Raw genomic sequence first — 21,949 nt, forward strand, 5'->3', positions numbered from 1 at the left:
TCAAAAAGTGATTAACGGTTACAACCAATTAATCCGCGGTCCTCAATACCAAGGCATATCGATAGTGCTGCTCACGAAGTTGGTACTCATCATGAACACTTGGTGTCCAAGAGTCGTCGCCCCCCACTCCCATGTGAAAGCCGTCAATCCGTACATACACCGCATCATCTTTTACAAGGTCGTTTGTGTGTTTTGCGCTGGCAAGGTTCGCTTGATTAAACTCACTGACAGAAAAATGAAACTCACCTTCCACCGAGAGATTGCCTACCGATAATTCATGACAATCACAACGAAGACCATTCTCTGAAGGGAAAATGTAATTGGTGTGCATCTCTTCAAGACACTTTTGGTAACGACCGATATGAGCTGAGTACAATCTGTCTGGGTAGTTTTCGTGTGGACCACGGCCAAACCAATCAACCATAATTCGATCTTCGCTTGACGTCTGTTTTGGCAAACATAACTCAAGGCCAACACGCGGAATCGGTGGTAGACCTCGAGCGAGCGTGACATCAACATCGATAGCAACCGAGCCATCACTCGCGATGTGGTAACGCCAAGTGCTTGAAATTACTGGGGCTAGATCATTACTGTAGATAGCAACACACTTTATCTCTACACCACCAGAGACCTCATAAGCCTCAAAGCTTTGAACGTCTCGTCGAAGCGTTCTAAATCCAGCGGCCTCCCAGCGTGCGAACCAGGAGTTAGGGTCGAGCTTATTCGCTTCACTTGTACCAATGTCATTGTCTAGGGGGGCACGATAGAAATTGTCTTGTATTGGTTGGCTCAGTACCTCGGCTCCACTTACCATCCAATCAGCCAAATAGCCTGTCTCTTTATCAAACTCAATAACAAAACTATCGTTCTCAATTCGAAGCTTAGTATCAGTATCAAGCAGTTGGAGCGAACCAAAGTTTTCCTTTTCAGCAAGATGGAGCTTGGGAATAGAGGCTAACTCAATTTGCTCACACGCGGTGATGTGTCCTGACTCTGCCCAAGGTGTCGCATTGATTAATGTCACTTGTAGATTAAGGTGATAGCGTGCACCTGGACGTCGCTCGATAGCATCGCACAGCTGTATCTGAAGACTAGCTTGAGCAGGAATGGATAGTGCGACCTCTCCAGATTGCACTGTTTTGCCATCTTCCAAAAGCTGCCAAGAGAGGACTTCATTGTCACTGGAAGTAAACAAGTTTTCAGACACAGCTTCTATCACAAGTGGCTGGTCGCTGATCAACTTGAACTGGAAAAACTGCTGCGCTTTTTTAACTTCAAACAGAGTTGGGTGCACCGTTCTGTCAGGGAAAATCAGTCCGTTGATGCAGAACTGTCGGTCATTGATTTCATCACCGAAATCACCACCATAAGCCCAATAGGACTGCCCTTTATCATCAAATTTGGTAAGCCCTTGATCTACCCAGTCCCAAATAAACCCACCCTGTAATCTTGGATGGTCACGAAAAGCTTTCCAGTATTCAACGAAACTACCAAGACTATTTCCCATCGCATGGGCATATTCACATAGGATCAGAGGGCGCGTTTCATTGGGTAGCGCAATGGCTTTTTTGATGCCTACGCGAGGTGTGACCTCTGGCTGATGCCCCACCACAGGCAAGTCCCAATCGACACGGGCATACATAGGACAAATGATGTCCGTCGCCGATGTCATCGCACCGCCACCCTCGTATTGAACCGGTCTTGATGGATCACGCTGCTTAACCCATTGGTACATCGCATGATGATTGCTGCCAATTCCCGATTCATTCCCCAACGACCAGATAATGATCGAGGGATGGTTTTTATCTCTTTCAACCAGATTAACCATACGCCTCATGAAAGCATTTAACCACTCGCTATCATCAGACAGACGGCACATTGGAAACTGACCGTGAGTTTCAATGTTCGCTTCATCGACTAAATACAGCCCAAACTGGTCACAAAGCTCATACCACATTGGGTGATTTGGATAGTGTGCCGTTCGAACCGCATTAAAGTTATTTTGCTTAAGGAGTTTGATGTCACGAATCATATCGTCTCGTGTCATCACATGACCCAGCTCAGGGTGATGCTCATGACGATTGACACCGCGAATGAGCAAGGGTTTACCGTTTACACATAGCTGGCCATCTAAGATCTCGACGTTTCTAAAACCTACAGAGTAAGCCTCACAATCGACAACTTGCTTCTGATCGTTAAGCAGTGAAACGACAACTCGATATAAATACGGGCGCTCTGCGCTCCATGCGTTTACATCATCCAACTTAATTCTATGAATGGATTGATTGTCCCACGCACCTTTTTCATCAACAAACTCAACGCCCATCACTTGCGACTGTTCCGATACAAGCCTCCCTGTATCGTCATAAACTGTGACCAAAATGGTTTGAGTAGACTCCGGCTTGGCAACTTTTGTCATCACTTTAAGAAGCCCATCGCGATAATCAGACTGGAGACTAGCGATCGTCTCGACATCGGCAATATGGTTATTAGGTTTGGTCCTCAGAGTGACATCACGAAAGATGCCGCTAAGCCACCACATATCCTGATCTTCGAGATAAGAGCCATCTGACCAGCGCAGGACCATAAGGGTCAGCTGGTTCTCGCCCTCAACTAAATGAGCACTCAGGTCGAACTCAGCAGGTAGACGTGAGTCTTGTGAGTAGCCGACCCAAGTCCCATTACACCAAAGATGGAAAGCACTGTTGACGCCATCAAACGTGATGGTTGTAGTCGCACCTGACTGACTCGCAAATTGAAATCGCTTGCGATAAACGCCTGTAGGGTTTTGCTCTGGAACATACGGAGGATTGTCATCGAATGGGTACTTTACATTGGTATAGATTGGCTTGTCATAACCATGCAGTTGCCAATTGCTCGGAACGGATAGAGCGTCCCATTGCCCATCATCAAAGTCACTCGCAACATACGACTCCAACATATCCTCAGGACGTTCCAACAAGTGAAACTTCCACTCACCATTTAATGACACTTGGTTTAAAGATGCTTGATTGGTTCGAGCCTCTTCTATGGTGCGATAGGCACGCAAAGGCGCATGAGGGGCAAGCACATTACGTTGCACGACGTGTTGGTTTTCCCACTCGCGAGCGGCGATGACTTGGGCGAAAGATCTCATCTCTACTTCCTACTGTTCCGAGACAAAAAGAGCGCTCCAATGCGTTGAGAGCGCTCATTGGTATTGGGTAAAACAGATATCCTGTGTTTACCTAGTTTTTAAATGTACGTTGACGCACTTTTTCCAAACGTTTGAGGATCTGATCGACACGCTCAGGTTTTACCATGAACTCTTGGAAACCTTTCATGCCCTCTTTCGCCATGGCAGGATCAGTATCACGGTCATAGAACTGAGCTGTACCACTCGCTTGAGCTAGCATTTCAACACCGATGTTTAGGAACTCATCATCAGCAGGCTTCGCTTTGCTATTCGTCGGGATTTGCAATAGAACGTCGTTAACAAGCTGCTGAATCTCTGGCTTAGCAACAAATGCAAGGAACTTACGAGCATCTTCTTTGTTCTTCGCTTTGCTTGGGATGTGAATCGTATCCATCGGCGCGTCTTCTGCCAAAGGAACAGCAGGGTCAATCACAGGGAACTGGAAGAAGCCCATTTTGCCTTCCAACTCGTCAGGGAAGTTTGGAGCAATAAAGTTACCAATTAGGTACATTGCGGCTTCACCGTTATATAGGAATGGCTGTGCTTCTTGCCAAGAGTATGATGCGTGGTTTTCAAGGTAGTAGCCTGGTTCAACAAGTTCCGCCCAGTTAGCAAATGTCTTTTTCACTCGCTCATCGGTGTATGGGACCTTACCGTCCATTAGGTCGATGTGGAAATCTAGACCGTTGGTACGTAGGTTGATGTAGTCAAACCAACCTGCTGCTGTCCAAAGGTACTTAGTACCGATAGCGAATGGTGCAACCTCATTTTTCTTCAGTGTTGCAGCGGCAGCTTTTAGCTCATCCCATGTCTTCGGTTCTGCGATGCCATACTTCTCAAAGATATCTTTACGGTAGTACACACCCCATTGGTAATACGTGTATGGTACGCCATATTGCTTACCGTTTACCGTCATTGCCGGTGCTGCAGATTTGAAGTCCTGAGCCATGTTATTCTCAGCCCAGATATCACTCACATCTTCAAGCAAACCACGGTCTACGAACGTTTTCATACGGTTACCCGCATACCAGAACACAACATCCGGTGGAGACGTTACCAGCCAGTTACGTATCGTCGTCTTATACGCTTCTTTGTCATACAGGTTGTACTTCACCGTAATGTCTGGGTTTTCTGCTTCAAATCGTTTTACGATTTCAGCCCAAGCTTCCTTTGGTGCAGGGTCTGCTTGGTCAGAGTTGATAACTAACTCACCCGCCCATGCTGTAGCAGAGACAGTTGCGCTTAGTATCGTGGTAGCAACGAGGTGTTTCACAGTTTTCATAGTAAGATCCTTATTGTCGAGCGTAAGCTCAGGCTCCATTTGTTATCGTTATGTTTTGCGTTGATACACTGCATTCAACGCGGGGTATGCAGTACACTTAGAATTAACCTTTGGTCGCTCCTAATGTTAAACCTGCAATAAAGTGACGTTGCATCGTAAAGAACAACACCACCGGAGGAATAGCAGCGACGATTGCACCCGCCGACATAAATTGCCATGCTGCCAACCACTGCCCTTTCAGAGAACTCAATCCAGCTGTCACCGGACGTACTTCATCACTTTGAACAAGTACTAGTGCCCAGAAAAAGTCATTCCATATAAAGGTAAAGACGAGAACCGACAATGCCGCAAGTGCAGGTCTCACAAGAGGTAGCACGACATGCCAAAAAATTTTCATTTCACTGACGCCTTCAACTCGCGCAGCTTCAATCAGTGCGTTTGGAATGCCAACGATGAAGTTACGCATAAACAGCGTGCAAAAACCCGCTTGGAACGCGACATGGAAAAAGATAAGAGCCCAGTGGGTATCGTAAAGCCCAAAGGTAATGGTCAGGTCACGCACAGGGATCATCAAGATTTGAAACGGCACGAAGTTGCCTGCGATGAACATCGCAAAGATCCAGATATTCGCCTTAAAGTTGTATTTGGCTAGAGCAAAGCCTGCCAACGTAGACAGAGCAACCGCGCCAGCAACAGCAGGCAACGTGATGATAAGACTGTTGAGCAGGTATTGACCCATCGGCGTCGCAGTGAATACCTGAGTATAGTTTTCAATAAACTGGATATCCGTTGGCCATCCCCAATAGTTACCTTTGTTGATGTCCTCCATAGAGCGGATAGACGTCATCATTACCGCGATAAGCGGAAGTAACCACAGGACAATGGCGATAGGCAAAGCCACTCGATAGCTTATGTTGGTAAAGCGTCCTGACTTTTCGATCGGTTGTGGGTACATTATTTTTCACTCCTTAGCATTCGCCACAAGAAGTAAGCGATATAGATATCCATAATCAGGAACAGAACAACAGAAACCGCCGCACCATAGCCCATCCGATAGTTAAAGATTGACTCTTCGTACATTTGATATGCCAACACTGTAGAACTACCCCAAGGGCCACCAGCCGTCATAGTCGCAACCAAATCAAAGGAGCGAAGAGCCCCAATCACAGTAACGACGATAGCGATAAAGGTCGCTGGACGAAGCTGAGGCAGAACCACATACCAAAGCATGCGAAGCTTTTTCGCACCATCTAATCGTGCTGCTTCAAGCTGCTCTGGATCAAGATTGTTTAAGCCCGTTAAATAGAGAATCATGCAGTATGAAATTTGTGGCCACAGACCCGCTGCAATGATGCCGTAGGTGACGTAGTCTTCATTCGACAAAATCGCCACAGGCTCAACATTGAAGAAGCCCAATACGATATTGAACAGACCAAATGATGGGTCATAAAACCAAGCGAAGACCAAACCGACAACCACTTGAGAGATAACAAAAGGGAAAAAGAACAACGATTTAACAACGCGTATTCCCCTCACCTGTTGGTTTAGAAACAGCGCGATAGCCAGCCCTAGGGGTGGTGCAAGCATAAAGAACACCAACCACAAAAAGTTGTTTTTTAAAGAGGTGTAGAAGGCTTCTGAGTCAAAGAGCTCGCGATAGTTATCTAAACCAACCCATGTTTTCTCGCCGAGCCCGTCCCACTCATAAAAGCTCAGCCAGATACTATCCAGAATGGGATAAATCACGTAAACCGCAAAAATGAGCATCGCTGGCGCCAAAAAAAGCCAGGGGGCAACATTGGTATTAATGCGGCTCTTACGCCGCTGTGAAGGTAATCGGTTTTTGGGGTATACCGTTTTCACAGATTGTTCCATTTCAAGGTGACTCCTACCTCATCGCAACATACTGTTAACACATATTAATTTTAGTAAATATCAACAATAAGTACTGTTTTAGATGAGTTTTAGTGAAAATACACCTAAATATTAGCCAGCATGGTGAAATGTTGTACTGCTCAAAATTAAAACTGTAAACGTTTCCACACTTTTCACTCAAATTCGTTAACAAATTATGATCATGATCAACTATTCTGGGTTTGACAGCTAACAAGAGTGCGATTAGGGCGTATGGTGATGGTATCAACGGACATCATGCGAGCACGATTAGCGCTATCGAGAACGTATAGGCTAACCGCTAACACTCGCTAAACTTTTGCTTTTACTTGTCTGCATAACTAGGAGTTCTTATGGCTGACATCCGCTTAAACCAAGTCATCAAACGTTTTGGCAAGGTACAAACCATCCACGGTGTGGATCTCGATATTAATGATGGTGAGTTTGTGGTGTTTGTCGGACCATCTGGCTGTGGTAAATCAACACTGCTTCGCTTGGTCGCTGGGCTAGAAGAGATCTCCGATGGTGAGATTTACATTGATGATGAGAAAGTCAACGACGTCGACCCAGCAGAGCGTGGCGTGGCGATGGTGTTCCAATCTTATGCCCTCTACCCTCATATGACGGTAGAAGAAAACATGGGTTTTGGTCTCAAGATGAATAACCATCCTAAGGACTACATCCATAAGCAAGTACAGAATGCAGCTAAAACACTGCAATTAGAGCACTTGTTAAAGCGCAAACCCAAAGAGCTGTCTGGTGGTCAACGCCAACGTGTGGCCATCGGTCGCGCCATTGTCCGTAACCCTAAGGTGTTTCTATTTGATGAACCCCTATCCAACCTAGATGCAGAGCTGCGCGTTGATATGCGATTGCAAATCGCGAAGCTCCATCAAGATTTAGCTAACACGATGATCTACGTGACACACGATCAGGTTGAAGCGATGACGCTAGCCGACAAAATCGTGGTGTTGAGAGATGGTCGGGTAGAACAAGTCGGCAGCCCTCTTGAGCTATACCACACACCACAAAACGAGTTTGTTGCTGGGTTTATCGGCTCTCCTAAAATGAACTTCATTCCTACCCTAGTAGAAGAGATTACCGATACTAACCTCACCCTAAAAACTGACAAAGGTGAGCGCTTTACGCTTCCGCGAACTGACAGCAGTTCCTCTACACCTAATACAGGTGACAAACTGAGCCTTGGCGTTAGACCGGAACATCTAACACTCAACCATGACAGTCCGGTCAAATTGCAGTTCCAAAGTGAAGTTGTGGAGCGTTTAGGCAACAGCACCTACTTGTTCGGACAGGCGTCCGGTGTCGACGGATTCAAGGTACACCTGCCAGGTGACCAAGCAGTCAACAAGTTTGAAAAAGTTGAGATAAGCTGCACCTATGAGGATGTGCACCTGTTCGATGCGGACGGCCAACGCGTCACCCTATAACCTCGAGTCCGTCGCAAGTCTCAGCGAGTATTCGAGCAATCATAGTAACCACGAGGATTTGTTTATCCAAAAAATTGCGCTCCGCTATGAAACACGCTCTAATACTCGCCTAATTTAAGAGCCCAAGTAAAAGGTGCCCAATGGCAACCATCAAAGATGTCGCAAAAGAAGCAGGAGTCTCTGTCGCTACAGTGTCTCGTGTGATCAATAAATCGCCTAAAGCGAGTCAGTCTTCCATTACTTCTGTAACGGCAGCGATGAAGAAGCTCGGCTATCGCCCAAATGCGGCAGCGCGTGCCTTGGTCAATCAAAGCACCAACACAGTGGGAGTTGTCGTAGCGGATGTCTCAGACCCATTTTTCGGGACTCTATTGAAATCGGTCGATCAAGTTGCTCGAGAAGCGGGAAAGCACATATTAATTGGACATGGCTACCACAACGCTGAGGATGAACGCCATGCGCTAGAACTGCTGATTAACAGTCGATGCGATGCAATTATTCTACATGCCAAAGGTCTCAGTGATGAGGAGCTCATCAATTACGCCAAAGAGGTGAAAGGGTTAGTCATTATCAACCGCTACATTCCAGAGATCGAATCGCGCTGTATTTCGCTTGATAATGAACGTGGTGCCTACCTTGCCACTCTGCAACTAATCAAATCAGGGCATCGTAACATCGCGTGTATCGCCTCTTCTCAGGATATCGAAGATACCCATCAGCGAATTAAAGGCTATCGCACCGCACTAGAAGACCACGGTATTGCGCTTTCCAAAAACTACATTGAGGCTGGCGAACCAAGCAGTGATGGCGGTGAGCTGGCTATGACAAATTTGTTGTCAAAGTCACTCGATATTACTGCCGTCGTAACTTACAACGATTATATGGCAGCAGGTGCGATCCAAGCGCTGGAAACTAATGCAATTGCTGTCCCTCAAGACATTTCCATAATTGGCTTCGATGACGGTCTGATCGCCCGTTTCGTGCATCCTCACCTAACTACGGTTCGCTACCCTATCGCCATGATGGCAGAAAGAGCGGCTCGATTGGCCTTGCTACTATCACGTGGCGAGAAGATTGAGGATGACCCAATTGTTTTCACTCCAACTCTCGTGCAGCGTAAGTCCGTAATGACACGCTAACCAACCCTTAAGGTGGCGCAATGATTTTTGTTAATAGCGAACAGCTTGAGTTCCATCTCCAAACATCCAAAACAAGTTACATCATCAAAGCGAACGAAACAGGTCATCTCATCAATCTCCATTACGGTGACAAGATGACACATCGCAGTAGCTTTGCAGCACTTGACCAGCGTTACAGCGGAAAGATAGGCTCGACAACGGACTACGCTGATGTTCCTGGACAAAGTTTAGATACCCTGAAACTCGAAGTCCCCACCTTAGGGAAAGGCGATTACCGAAGCCCACTTTTACACATTGAGTATGCAGATGGGTCACGCATTACCGACCTCACCTACTCTTCACACCAAGTGGTCGGCAGCAAACCCGCACTCGCGGGGTTGCCGTCAGCAAGTGGCGAAGAAAAAGGTCAGCACCTTATCGTTACGCTTGTCGACACTATCACTCGATTGGCTGTCGACGTTCACTACTCGGTTTATGAAACCTCAAACGTTATTACTCGCCATCTTGTTATTCGTAATGAAGACAGCCAAAGCATGCAAATTCATCGCGTGCTCAGTAGCTGTGTCGATTTTGCAGAGGAAGGCTTTGACCTTATCCACCTTCAAGGCAAGTGGATAAAAGAAGCACAAATTGCACGCCAACGACTCAACAAGGGCATAGTGCAGATAGATTCCAAGAAAGGCGTGAGTAGTGCTAACCATAACCCGTTTATCGCACTAGCAAATAAAGAAACCAACGAGCACGTAGGTTCGTGTTACGGCTTCGGTGTTTTCTACAGCGGAAATCACCTATCTGTTGCTGAAGTGTCGCCGCATTGCTTAACTCGCGTCATGACAGGAATCAATGACTTTGACTTCCGATGGGAGCTAAAACCCAACTCAAGCTTCACGACGCCAGAGGTTGCTCTCACCTTCTCTGCCTCTGGTTTAAATACCATGAGCCAACAACTGCATCACTTCATTAATCATCATGTGGTACCCGAGCAGTGGCGATTAGTTGAACGCCCCATCCAAGTGAATAATTGGGAAGCAACGTACTTCGATTTTGACTACGACAAACTGGATGCTATTGCCCAGAAGGCTCAAGATATTGGTGTTGAGCTGTTTGTTCTCGATGATGGTTGGTTTGGCAAACGAGACGATGATACTACGAGTCTCGGAGACTACTTCGACAACCCAAAACTCCAAGGGGGCATTGCTCGTATCAGTCAAAAAGTCAAAAGCTACGGGCTAAAGTTTGGTATTTGGGTCGAACCTGAAATGGTATCACCTGACAGTGAGCTATTTAGACAACACCCCGAATGGGCGGTCGCTCATCCACTAAGAGAGCCTTCTCTGGGACGCAACCAGCTCGTTCTAGACATGGCAAACCCAGACGTAGTCGACTACCTGTTTGATAAACTGAGTGACGTATTTTCCAGAGCGGATGTAGACTATGTGAAGTGGGATCATAATCGTAACTTCAGTGACAATTACGCCCAGTCTTTAAGCCCATCGACTCAAAGCGGATTTAATCACAGATATGTTCTTGGGCTATACGACTTATTAGCTCGCTTAACCAATGCATTTCCAAATATCCTATTTGAGTCATGTTCTAGCGGCGGCAACCGATTCGATCTCGGTATGCTTTGCTACATGCCTCAAACCTGGACCAGTGATAATACCGATGCTATTGAGCGCTTAAACATACAGCACGGCACATCCATGTGTTATCCCCTGTCCTCTATGAGTGCTCACGTCGCTGCCAAACCTTCACATCAGGTACTGCGTCGCACACCACTGGAGACTCGCTTTAATGTCGCGGCGTTCGGAAATTTTGGTTATCAACTTGATATCACGCAGCTCTCAAGCAATGAAACGCAGGCTGTCAAAGAACAAATTGCATTCTATAAGCAACATCGCAAGCTGATTCAATTTGGGCGTTTCTATCGGCTAGCCTCGCCTTTTGACAACAATATCTCCAATTGGCTTGTCACTAACGAAGACGGTACTGAGGGACTGCTTGGCTATTACCAAAAACTTCAACAAAGTAACGGCGATTTAGAGCGAATCAAGCTACCATTTTTCGAGCCCGAATCTGAGTTCGAGGTTCAGTCACGCTCTCAATACAATGAAGAGGTGGAAACAACGAACGTGAAAGCGACACCAGAGCTTTATCGCCTATTTGGTGACCAGCTCGCCGCGTTTGGTTTGCCTTTGAACAGCCAATTTCTAGGTGTAGAGATCACTGAACAGACCCGTCATATTGGCGATTTTGGTTCGAGAATCTACCACCTTAAACGAAAATAAATTTATAAATCAGCACGCTAATCGCCCGCTATTCCTAACCACGGAATAGCGGGCGATTGCTTTTATATATCCTTACTTATATCACTGTTATGACCAGTAAAAATATTCGATATCTCTCCCTAAAGTTCATGCCTGACAGGTCGATAATCTGTATAGTTATACAAAACACTGTTCTTAATAATAAATCTGATTCATAACACCAGTTATGCATTCAATGTTGGCTATCTATAAAGGCAATATTTAGAGCTAAATCTAGGAAGTAGTATGAAATTTAGTCACAAAATCGTTTCCGCTTCAGCGGCTTTGCTACTCGTTACCGTTTCAACCCTTGGGATTACCCAGTTGATCACGGTGCGTAGCGAACTTCAAAGTCACATTGACACTAGCATCAACGAGTTAACCACGGGCGTTAAAAACACTATCACTTATGACCTAAACGCCAAGCGCGATATGGCAAGTGCCGTTACAGAGTCATTGGAAATTGACCCTCTGAATAACGACTACGTGGAAGACATCATTACCACCTCAACACTGAAGTCTAACTTCCAAGCGGTAGGTGTGGGCTATGAATCAAATGGTTCGCTAATCAGTAACGATGGATGGGTACCAGATAGCAGCTATGACTCACGTGCGCGCCCTTGGTATAAAGAAGCTAAGGCAGCCAACAGCACAATCATTACCGACCCTTATGTAGATTCATCGACTAACAATGTCATCATCTCGTTGGGCTCAGCGCTTAACGACGAATCCGGTCGTTTTGTAGGTAGCGTTGTGTTTGACGTCACCTTGACCACACTCGCTGACCTAGTAAACCAAACTAACCTTTTCAACGCAGGTTACTTGTTTGTGGTGACGGATAAAGGCATGACGATTGCTCACCCAGACGCAAGCCTTAACGGTCAACCTGTAGCTAAGTTCGTTCCTGGCATTCAGCTCACGCAAGGTACTCAAGAACTTCAAATTAATGGTAAAGATTACCAAGTAAACCTCATTCAAGTTCCTAATGAGAATTGGTACGTGGGCGCGATCATCGATAAAGATGTCGCCTTTGCAGCCATTGGTAAAATGCGTAATCAGTCCATCATGTTTATCTTGGTAGGCGTGATTGTCAGCGTTATTGCTCTGACGCTTCTCATCCAATTCCTGATGCGTCCTTTAACAGATCTGAACGCTGCGATTCAAGACGTTGCAAACGGCGACGGAGACCTAACACATCGCCTAGACACAGACACGGACGCAGAGTTTGCAGAACTCGCGAAAGGCTTTAACACCTTCACCGCAAACCTTCAGCAGCAAATCATTCAGTCGAAAGAGATTTCAACCAAGATCCTAGCGCTCACACAGCAAACAACGGAAGGCGCTAAACACTCAGCAGTTGCAATGAATACCCAGCTTCAGGAACTTGAGCAACTTGCGACCGCAATGAATGAAATGGCGAGTACCTCATCAGAAGTCGCTAACAATGCTCAAGGTGCAGCAAGTGCCGCGCAAGCCGCAGACACTGCGACTCAAGAAGGCTCTGAGGTAGTGCTTGATACCACATCGGCTATCACTAATCTCTCTATGAGTATTGAAGAAGCAGTTATCGAGGTTCAAGGGCTAGAGTCAGCAACAGACAACATTGAAACCATTCTTAAGGTTATCAATGACATTGCAGACCAGACAAACCTACTCGCTCTAAACGCAGCCATTGAAGCTGCACGTGCTGGTGAATCAGGTCGCGGTTTCGCAGTGGTCGCCGACGAAGTTCGTACTCTAGCTCAGCGCACTCAAGAGTCAACAACAGAAATTCGCAGCATGATTGAGCAGCTTCAGGCAGGCGCACACTCTGTTTCTAGCGCTATGTCTCAAAGTAAGGAAAGCGCCACAATGGCCGTCGATCGTGCGCAAAGTGCTAATGATGCGCTAGAACGTATTCGTCAATCTATCGCACAGATTTCTGATATGAACATGCAAATTGCCGCAGCAGCAGAAGAGCAAAGCTTGGTTGCCGAAGAGATCAACGCCAACACCATCAAGATCAAAGATCTAAGTGAACAAGTATCTGATGCCGCTAATGGCGCGAACACGGCAATGACTGAGCAGTTTGATAACGTTCACCAGCAAGAAGCGATCCTAAACCGCTTCAAGGTATAAGCTCGCTAACACTTCAAGCTTAAAGCTCCGGTCTTAATACCGGAGCTTTCTTTTTTAACCATCGCTATTTCTCCAAATTTTCTCCACAATATTGAGGTAGACTAAAGCTAACACTCCGTTTTCTCTGGATTCGCATGCGCTTTACTCTGTTTCAAAAGTTGTTTTTATCGCTTCTAACTTCAAGCTTGTTACTGTTAGCAGGTATGGCGTATCTGATTAACTCTAGCTTCAAAGAAGGGCTACAAAGCTACTTGAATCAAGAAGAGCTCACAAAGGTAGAAAGCCTTGCAAGCAATGTCTCTAGTTACTACTCCGAAACCTATGGTTGGGATAAGCTGCTTCGCTCGCCACAAGTGCTCGCCACCTTGATGCATCAAATTGGCGAAGGACCACCTCCAAGACATGATAGATTTCCTCCTGACAGGCCTCCTCCTTTATCAAAACTTAAACGAGAAAGCGTCTTATTTGTTCCACTGGGAGTGCGCATCAGCTTGCTTGATGAAAATCGTACGCCTTTGCTAGGCCCAATGAGCCACGACTTTATCCTTGACGAAAGCTTGCAATATGTAAGCTATGTACCTATCGATCATGACGGCAATACAGTTGGCTGGCTTAGCGTAGTTCAGAGTCGCAGCGTCTCAAATAAGCTTGCCGAGAGCTTTATTCAGTCACAGAATACTCATGTGCTGACCATTTCATTGGCCGCTCTGTTACTGACCTTAACGATCGCATTTTTCTCAGTGCGGTACTTGCTTAAGCCGCTAAGCGCGCTGCATCATGGTGCCGTAGTTGTTGGCTCTGGTCAGTTGGATCATCGCATTGAGCATACTGGGAGCGATGAGCTTGCCGACCTTGTCGATGCATTTAATCAACTCACCGCGTCGTTAGAGCAGCAGAAACAATTGAGAGACCAGTGGCTGTCCGATATTTCTCATGAGCTTCGAACGCCCGTCGCGGTGCTAAAGGGTGAAATAGAGGCTCTACAAGATGGGATTCGCCCCTTTGAAATGCGGTATGTCGATGGATTGCATGACCAAGTATCCACGCTTACACGGTTGATTAATGATTTACACACATTAGCCCTATCAGATAGTGGGGCCAAAGACAGTGACCAGAGAGATGCCGTAACACTTGTAGACGTGTTATCACCTATCGTTGAGCGTTATGAACTGAGGCTACAAGAAAAATCCATCTCACTTGCGCACCAACTTGATTACAGTTTAGAAATTGAAGTATTCGCCGATTCGAAGTCACTTCAACAAGTTTTTCAGAACCTGTTTGAGAACTGCTTTCGCTATACTGATGAGAATGGCTCGGTCAGACTTTCAATTCAAGAGAGCAAAACCGAGGCGACTATCATTATTGAAGACAGTTATCCAAGCGTGCCAACGCAAGCTTTACCTAAACTCTTCGAGCGCCTTTATCGCGTCGATAAATCTCGCAGCCGCGCCAATGGCGGCTCCGGACTTGGGCTTGCTATCTGCCAAAGCATCGTAAAAGCACACAATGGAAGCTTAAACGCCGAACACTCTCCGCTGGGCGGTTTGAAAATGGTCGTAACGCTGCCAAAATCCAGCAACGATGAGCAATAAAAACAGAAACAAAGGAATGACCATGATTTTAATCGTTGAAGACGAACCTTCACTGGCAAACATTGTGTCCGAATACCTTCAGCATAATGGATTTGAATCACACATTGTCGATGACGGCGATAAAGTCATCGAATGGGTAAAAGAACACACCCCTTCTTTAATTTTGTTGGATTTAATGCTGCCTAATCGCGATGGATTGGATATCTATCGAGAACTACGCACTTTCAGCGATGTACCCGTCATGATGGCGACGGCTAAAGTCGACGAAATAGACCGCTTGCTAGGTTTAGAACTGGGCGCTGATGACTATATCTGTAAGCCTTACAGCCCAAGAGAACTTGTTGCCAGGGTCAAGAACGTACTAAGGCGCAGTCAAAGCACCAAGACGGCGTCACTGTCCGAGGCTGAACAAGTCAGCCCTCAAGCGACGCTAATCATCGACGATGCGCAAATGAAGGTCACTATTGATAGTGAAGTTTTATCCTTGACGCCTGCTGAGTTTAAATTATTGCGTCATTTCAATAGCCATCATGGTGTCGTCTATAACCGAGATCAGCTCATTGACCGCATCTATTCAGACGGAAGAGTCGTCACCGATAGAACCATTGACAGCCATATAAAAAACCTGCGCAAGAAGATATTGGCTATCAACCCAAGCTACGATTGGATTAAGTCGATATACGGCGTGGGTTATCGATTCGAGTTGACTGAACGCGACTAGCCATCGGATTTCATCTTCACAAACAAACCCAGATACCTCCATATTTTCTGCACTTTTATCAAGCATACTTTTTTCATCCATTAAGTATGCTTTTACACACGAACGTGAGGTAGTGTATGAACTCAGACAACCGCCGCCAAATCTTTCCCAAGCTTTCTACATTAGCATTTGTGCTTTGGGGGACATTTTGCTTTACAGGACAAGCTTCCAGCAGTGAATCCCTCAGCTATAAAATCGTCGATACAGGTCAATCGGTTTGTTCAGACGCGTCGGCTCAGCTTTCAACCTGCCCGGTTCAAGGGGAGTATGGTTTCGGGCAAGACGCCCAATATCAAGGATACGCGCCAAGTTACACCGCAAATAACGATGGGACGGTAAGTGATAACGTCACCGGCCTAATGTGGGCAGCATCGATTGACACCAACGGTGATGGAAAAGTAACCGCAGCCGATAAAATGAGTTACGACCAAGCAGTCAGCTACATTGCTAACCTAAACACGGCAGGATTTTCCGACTGGCGACTACCTACGATCAAAGAGCTCTATTCGCTGATCCTCTTTGACGGCGAGGATCCAAGCGGTATTAATGGTCCTGATTCTTATTCTATTCGACCTTTCATCGACCATCGCTACTTTGGCTTCGAGTCTGGCGATATGGCATCGGGTGAACGTCTCATTGATGCTCAATATTTAAGTAGTACTCAATATGTCTCTAAGACAATGGGCAAAGATGACACCGTATTTGGCGTGAATTTTATTGATGGACGCATCAAAGGTTACGGAATGCAGAGCCCCCGTGGAGGAGACAAAACCTTCTATATCCTAGCTGTTCGGGGGAACTCTGATTACGGTGTAAACCAATTTGTCGCTAATTTAAACGGCACAGTACACGATGAAGCGACAGGTTTGATATGGCAAACAGCCGACAGCGTAACGAGCTTAGATTGGAATGGTGCATTAGAGTACTGTGAGAATCTCGATTTAGCGGGTCGTCAAGATTGGCGTCTACCTAACGTGAAAGAGCTTCAATCCATTGTTGATTACTCACGTTCACCGGCAACGAGCAATAGCCCGTCCATAGACCCAGTATTCAACGCTAGTCAGATTACCAATGAAGGTGGCGAACTTGACTACCCTAACTATTGGAGCAGCACGACCCACATGAATCTCAAGAACGCCAAGAACGCGAGTTACGTCGCCTTTGGCCGCTCGATGGGTTACATGCGTGACAACTGGGTGGACGTACACGGTGCTGGTGCTCAAAGAAGTGACCCTAAGATGGATAACGGTCAAAGCTACCCACAAGGTCACGGGCCTCAGGGTGATGCAGTAAGGTTTGAAAACCACGTTCGATGCGTCAGTGACAATAATACAAGGTTCGTCGAACAGCCAGAGACAACTGAACGTCCAACGAAAACCTATACCCTGTCTAGTTCAGACCTGAGTGACTCTAAACCAGCAGGCAAAGTGGAGGGCAAGGGAAAATCGCAGCGTCGTAGTGGGGACCCGTTTGCCGATATGGACACCAATGGCGACAACAAGTTATCTCGTAGTGAAGTCCGCGGTCCTCTAGCCAGAGACTTCGATAAACTCGACAAAAACAGGGATGGTTTCATAACTAGAGATGAACTGCCTAAGAGATAAGTGGAATTCTCTACTTTATTTAGCAATCACTCGCATTATTAACTATAGTTTAACTTATAAGCATCGCGATCATTCTAAACAGGCGGACGGGATAGTTTACAGCACCATCCCGTTCAATTTTACCCCACCCTATTGACATCGTATTTATCTATATATTCTTTGCCATAATCGGGTAATAATCCGATATAAACATGCACTTTCTCACCTTCCAGGCTGGTAGCTAGCACTAACCGTCCGAAATTATATTCACTTAACAATCGCCAAAATGAAAATGCACTCATGCTAAAAATGAAAGCAACTCCAGAATCTTAATCTATAATATGCAAGTGAGTGATTAGTAAAAAACAGAAAATGGCGCCAGCTAGTCAAGCATTTATAGAAACACCATCAAACAATGTTTAAAAAATCAGCAGTTGACAACAATTTGAATACAAAAGTCAGAAAAAAACACTTTTAACACTTCCAACTGCAACCATAAACTGTTTTACTTGTCACGGATAAAGCGCCTCTACAACTTTTAGAAAGTGTATATAAATAAATACACACAACGTTTCGGCGCCAAAGTTACGGACAAACACAACAGATTATTTGGAGTTATCGTGGCAACGAGCAACACAAACGCAGCACCCCGCGACAATTGGGGTTCGAAGCTTGGCTTCGTAATGGCCGCAGCAGGTTCTGCTGTAGGTCTTGGTAATATTTGGAAATTCCCTTACACAGCAGGTGAAAATGGCGGTGGTGCATTCATCGTTATCTATCTTGCATTCGTTATTTTCATTGGTTTCAGCGTAATGCTGACTGAATTTGCAGTTGGTCGTAAGACTGGTCGCAGTGCAGTTGGTGCGTTTAAATCGACAGACGGTCGTTGGACATTCGTAGGTGTTATCGGTGTATTGAGTGGTCTACTTATTATGGGTTTCTACCCTGTTGTAGGTGGTTGGGCTCTAGCATACGTTCAGAAAGTATCTACAGGTCTTCTAAGTAACCCAGAAGCTATTGGTGATAGCTTTGGCGGTTTCATCACTAACCCTATCCAGCCACTAATGTGGATGGGTGTTTACTTGCTGATGAACATCATCATCGTTAGCCGCGGTATTTCTGGCGGTATCGAGAAAGCGGGTAAAGTCCTGATGCCAATCCTATTCCTGATTCTTATCATCGTTTCAGTAAAAGGTTTGTCTCTACCAGGCGCAATGGCGGGTGTGGAGTTCCTATTTAGCCCAGACTTCTCGAAAGTAGACAGCGGCGTCGTATTAGCGGCACTAGGTCAAGCGTTCTTCTCTCTAAGTCTTGGTATGGGCTGTATGATCACATACGGTAGCTACCTCAAGAAGAAAGAGAACCTAGTTCAAACCACTGGTATGGTTACGGCAATGGATACAGGTGTCGCTATTCTTGCTGGTATCGCAATGTTCCCTGCAATGTTCGCACTTGGCATGGAGCCAGCAGCAGGTCCTGGTCTAGTATTCGTCGTTGTTCCTCAGCTATTTGCTGAAATGGGCGGCGTTGGCCTTATCTTCGCACTACTGTTCTTCGTTGGTCTAACGGTTGCAGCACTGACTTCTTCGGTATCTCTACTAGAAGTAGTTGTGTCTTACCTAATCGACGAGAAAGGCATGAAGCGTACTACAGCTGTACTATCTGCAGCAGCAGTAATGGCAGTTCTTTGTATCTTTGCTTCTCTATCTCTAGGTGGCGTTGGTCCTACTCTGTTTGATACTGGTGCATTCGATATCTTCGACCTACTAACTGATAAGATCTTCCTAGCAGTTGGCGGTATGTTGGTGTGTATCTTCGCTGGTTGGAGACTAAGCCGTGAAGAGCTAGAGAAAGAAATCACTAACGACGGTGAAGTGAAGTTCCCACTGTTCGGTCTGTGGTACAACCTAGTTAAGTTTGTTATCCCTGTAGCAGTTGCAATCGTAGCGTTTGCAGGTATCTCAAGCGGCTTCGATAGCGGTAAAGGTCCAATCATGCTGATGGGTATCGGTATTATCGCTCTGACTGGTCTTCTTTCTAAGAAGCTATAATCAAAGCAATGATTACTTGAAGCCCTCGTTTAATACGAGGGCTTTTTTTATCTTTTCAACACTCCCCCTCCTCAATATTTTTATGCATCTATTCGGTGCACCTATGAGGACCTATTTTGTCTCCAAGACTTAAAATACGTACTCTTGGCCTGAACGCAAAGAAAGCAAAATCAGCCTACCTTATGCGTTGAATTTTCGCTTGTGCATTCTTGTTAAAGGCCTCTTGCCAATAGGGTGAGTTTCTCGGTGACAGTTCGCTCAAACCATGGGTGACTCACTTACCTTGCGGGGGTAATTGGCGGGCATGTTACTCATGGTTTTCATTCAGTTCCAACACGTAAAGTCGTCGCGATTGGAACTGAGTTACGTCATCGAGAAAGTGGTGAGAGGCCTTTAAAAGAACTCGAAGAAAGTTTGATTTTGCAAAGCAGCTAGACCGACGATCAACTGGCTGTTTTGCAAATAGCTCTAGCAAGTCTTTTTCTCAGCATGAGATTATAGCTTCATCCCTATAGTGCTAGAGCTATTTACAGCGTGCTTCTAAGTGGAACTAGAAGCACTCTGCCCGGTGCTCAAAGTGATTGGGGTTGGTGAGCGTATTAGGGGTATTCTTACCTAACAGTAACCACACTTTGAGCATCACTTTATCTGTGAGACAGGTAACAAGCACAACTTTATACATTCTTAATTGCAATTTGCGTTTTCAGCCTGAGTCCGCTCAGGCTTTTTTTTACATGCAAATTGTATCTATACCCTGACCTATTCGTATTTCAACCCCAACCTATTCGTATTTTCGAGCGTCTCCTATTTTGTCTGACTTGACAGCGATAGATAACATACTTAACGCAGTCATTGGTCTGGCCATCTCTGCCCAATAAAAGGAGTTGTTGGCTCGTATCACCTTATTCAATCCGATTTGAATCAAACTGAGGACATTGGTCATACGAGACAAATCGATGCTTTAATTATCTTGTCAGTACGGCCATACGGACAAAGATGTCAAAGCATCTCTTCCAATTTAAGAGGTAATCGACATGAGTAATGGAGCAAACAAAACAATGGACGAGCAAGAGATGACCATCAAAGACTTAGTTAACACGCCTTTGAAAAAGGCCGCGTTGCTGGTGTTCATTCTAACGAATATAGGAATGGTTGCTGTACCAGCGGCACTTGCCGCTTATGGTGGAGCATTAGGTTGGAGTGCTGGCGAAGTCGCCTCAGCATCTGGCATCGGTTTTGCCGTCAATGAAGTCGTTCTTATTACATCGGCACTATTACTGGGTAAACCGATCGTCGCGCTGGTTAAGTCCAAGATCAAGAATCGCTTTGGCAAGAAAAAATAACAGATTTTCTACTATTTAAATGGGGCTTCGGCCCTTTTTTTGTGCCTATTTTAAGCGGCGATCTAGGGTCTTGGAAAATTATTGCAACCTCAAGTATTAGCCCCCGTTAAGAACTCCTATTTTGTGATTATCTTGTAGAAACTTGATACTAACTGCACGCCCACAGTTGGACACGGGTCATTGTTTCAATCAAGGATGCGACCAAATAGGTAATCAATATGACTGACATTAAAATTGCAGAAGCTCAAGTAAATGCACAAATCGATACAACCTACAATGAGGACTGCGATCCAGCAAAGACCTACGAGCGAATGGCATCACCGGATATGGCGTTTTATAACGCCGTTAGAGCGACGAAAGAAGATAATACTCGACAACATGTCTACGATGATATCTTAGAAGCTCATACCGGCAATGCGTTCTTCGTCAAAGCAGGTCAAGTAATTCGATTCGAGCAGCGCCCAAGTCTTCACAATGGCCGCACACAAATTATCGACGTACAAATGATAACCCCAGATTTAGAGCAATGGGCGGATCACCTCAACACCTCAGCATTAGAAGGCTTGAACTTAAGAGTAAACTCTGGCGTCTGGTCTCAGCGTCATAAGATGGAAAAAATGGCGACACTCGTTGAAGATGAGTTCCCATATGAAAAACTCGAAGAAGGGTTTACGCATATCTTCTACGCTGCGCACTGTAATGCTGATTGGCTCACGATGCTTTATGGTGAGGAAGGCAACGTAAACTCATGCAACGAGAACTTCCTTCATGGATTTCTACGTGTACCAGCGATTGCTAACATCGAAGATGACGAAAAACGCAGAGAGGTGGCTGTTTTTCATGCGAACCGAAACGACGTCAATATCTTCCAGCCCAACCGATTTACGCAAATGGACGGAGATATCACTCGCTGCGTGTTAGCACCAGCGCCGGCCGTTGACGACGGTGTGGGTGTGGAATTCTATGCTGAGAAGGATCAATACTTCGTCGTATCAAATTGTCCTTATGCGGATCAGCAACTGCCGTTTCCCGAGGCTCGACCGAATCCTGTCTACGTATCGGTATTCGATACTGGCATTAAGCCAGAACACCCTGGGATGAACAACCAAGGCTGGGAAAAGCAGGTTTGGGATAGAATCATGTCAAAAGACACCAGCGCAAAATAACTTAGTTTCAACTCATTAGCCCCTCCTAAAGGGGCTTTTGCTTTTATCGTTTTTTTTTGTTTCTCACCAAAAAGTAACGCTTGATACTTTTCT

General features: G+C 45.7%; 14 protein-coding genes. 10 read left to right on the forward strand and 4 right to left on the reverse strand.

The genetic code is table 11. The features are described from left to right. Positions 1–28: 28 nt before the first annotated feature. The 4 genes from LY387_RS17095 to LY387_RS17110 form a co-directional block, all read right to left on the reverse strand. Positions 29–3,136 carry a beta-galactosidase gene (locus LY387_RS17095; protein ID WP_234496967.1) on the reverse strand — a complete coding sequence of 1,036 codons (3,108 nt, stop codon included), beginning with the start codon at positions 3,134–3,136 and terminating at the stop codon, positions 29–31. A gap of 91 nt (positions 3,137–3,227) precedes the next feature. After that, positions 3,228–4,457 carry an extracellular solute-binding protein gene (locus LY387_RS17100; RefSeq protein WP_234496968.1) on the reverse strand — a complete coding sequence of 410 codons (1,230 nt, stop codon included), beginning with the start codon at positions 4,455–4,457 and terminating at the stop codon, positions 3,228–3,230. Between the two features lie 103 nt (positions 4,458–4,560). After that, positions 4,561–5,412: a carbohydrate ABC transporter permease gene (locus tag LY387_RS17105; RefSeq protein ID WP_234496969.1), complete on the reverse strand. Its 852-nt coding sequence runs from the start codon at positions 5,410–5,412 to the stop codon at positions 4,561–4,563. Further along, entirely contained in the window at positions 5,412–6,332 is a 921-nt protein-coding gene (locus LY387_RS17110; protein WP_234496970.1) for a carbohydrate ABC transporter permease, read from the reverse strand. The genes LY387_RS17105 and LY387_RS17110 overlap by 1 nt, the downstream gene beginning before the upstream one ends. Before the next feature lie 371 nt (positions 6,333–6,703). Between LY387_RS17110 and LY387_RS17115 the strand changes: the two genes are divergently transcribed. The 10 genes from LY387_RS17115 (at position 6,704) to LY387_RS17160 (ending at position 21,856) form a co-directional block, all read left to right on the forward strand. Then, positions 6,704–7,798, forward strand: coding sequence for an ABC transporter ATP-binding protein (locus LY387_RS17115; RefSeq protein WP_234496971.1), 1,095 nt, complete (start codon positions 6,704–6,706; stop codon positions 7,796–7,798). A gap of 140 nt (positions 7,799–7,938) precedes the next feature. Next, complete coding sequence (locus LY387_RS17120) at positions 7,939–8,937, forward strand: substrate-binding domain-containing protein (RefSeq protein WP_234496972.1); 999 nt, start codon at positions 7,939–7,941, stop codon at positions 8,935–8,937. Positions 8,938–8,957: 20 nt separating this feature from the next. Then, complete coding sequence (locus LY387_RS17125; protein WP_234496973.1) at positions 8,958–11,225, forward strand: alpha-galactosidase; 2,268 nt, start codon at positions 8,958–8,960, stop codon at positions 11,223–11,225. A gap of 264 nt (positions 11,226–11,489) precedes the next feature. Then, positions 11,490–13,361, forward strand: coding sequence for a methyl-accepting chemotaxis protein (locus tag LY387_RS17130; protein ID WP_234496974.1), 1,872 nt, complete (start codon positions 11,490–11,492; stop codon positions 13,359–13,361). A 134-nt stretch (positions 13,362–13,495) separates the two neighbouring features. Beyond that, positions 13,496–14,953 (forward strand): ATP-binding protein, encoded by a 1,458-nt coding sequence (locus tag LY387_RS17135; protein ID WP_234496975.1) that lies wholly within the window; start codon positions 13,496–13,498, stop codon positions 14,951–14,953. Between the two features lie 22 nt (positions 14,954–14,975). Beyond that, positions 14,976–15,674: a response regulator gene (locus LY387_RS17140; protein ID WP_234496976.1), complete on the forward strand. Its 699-nt coding sequence runs from the start codon at positions 14,976–14,978 to the stop codon at positions 15,672–15,674. Between the two features lie 116 nt (positions 15,675–15,790). Beyond that, the gene (locus LY387_RS17145; RefSeq protein ID WP_234496977.1) at positions 15,791–17,317 is read left to right on the forward strand and encodes a DUF1566 domain-containing protein; all 1,527 of its coding nucleotides are present in this window, start codon (positions 15,791–15,793) and stop codon (positions 17,315–17,317) included. 599 nt (positions 17,318–17,916) lie between these two features. Next, positions 17,917–19,347 carry a sodium-dependent transporter gene (locus LY387_RS17150; protein ID WP_042471239.1) on the forward strand — a complete coding sequence of 477 codons (1,431 nt, stop codon included), beginning with the start codon at positions 17,917–17,919 and terminating at the stop codon, positions 19,345–19,347. A 1,034-nt stretch (positions 19,348–20,381) separates the two neighbouring features. Further along, entirely contained in the window at positions 20,382–20,690 is a 309-nt protein-coding gene (locus tag LY387_RS17155; RefSeq protein WP_234496978.1) for a hypothetical protein, read from the forward strand. 218 nt (positions 20,691–20,908) lie between these two features. Further along, positions 20,909–21,856, forward strand: a complete 948-nt coding sequence (locus tag LY387_RS17160; protein WP_234496979.1) for a DUF1989 domain-containing protein — start codon at positions 20,909–20,911, stop codon at positions 21,854–21,856. Positions 21,857–21,949 lie beyond the last annotated feature (93 nt).

Origin of the sequence: Vibrio maritimus (assembly GCF_021441885.1) — a bacterium.
In the GTDB taxonomy this organism is placed as follows: Bacteria; Pseudomonadota; Gammaproteobacteria; order Enterobacterales; family Vibrionaceae; genus Vibrio; species Vibrio maritimus_B.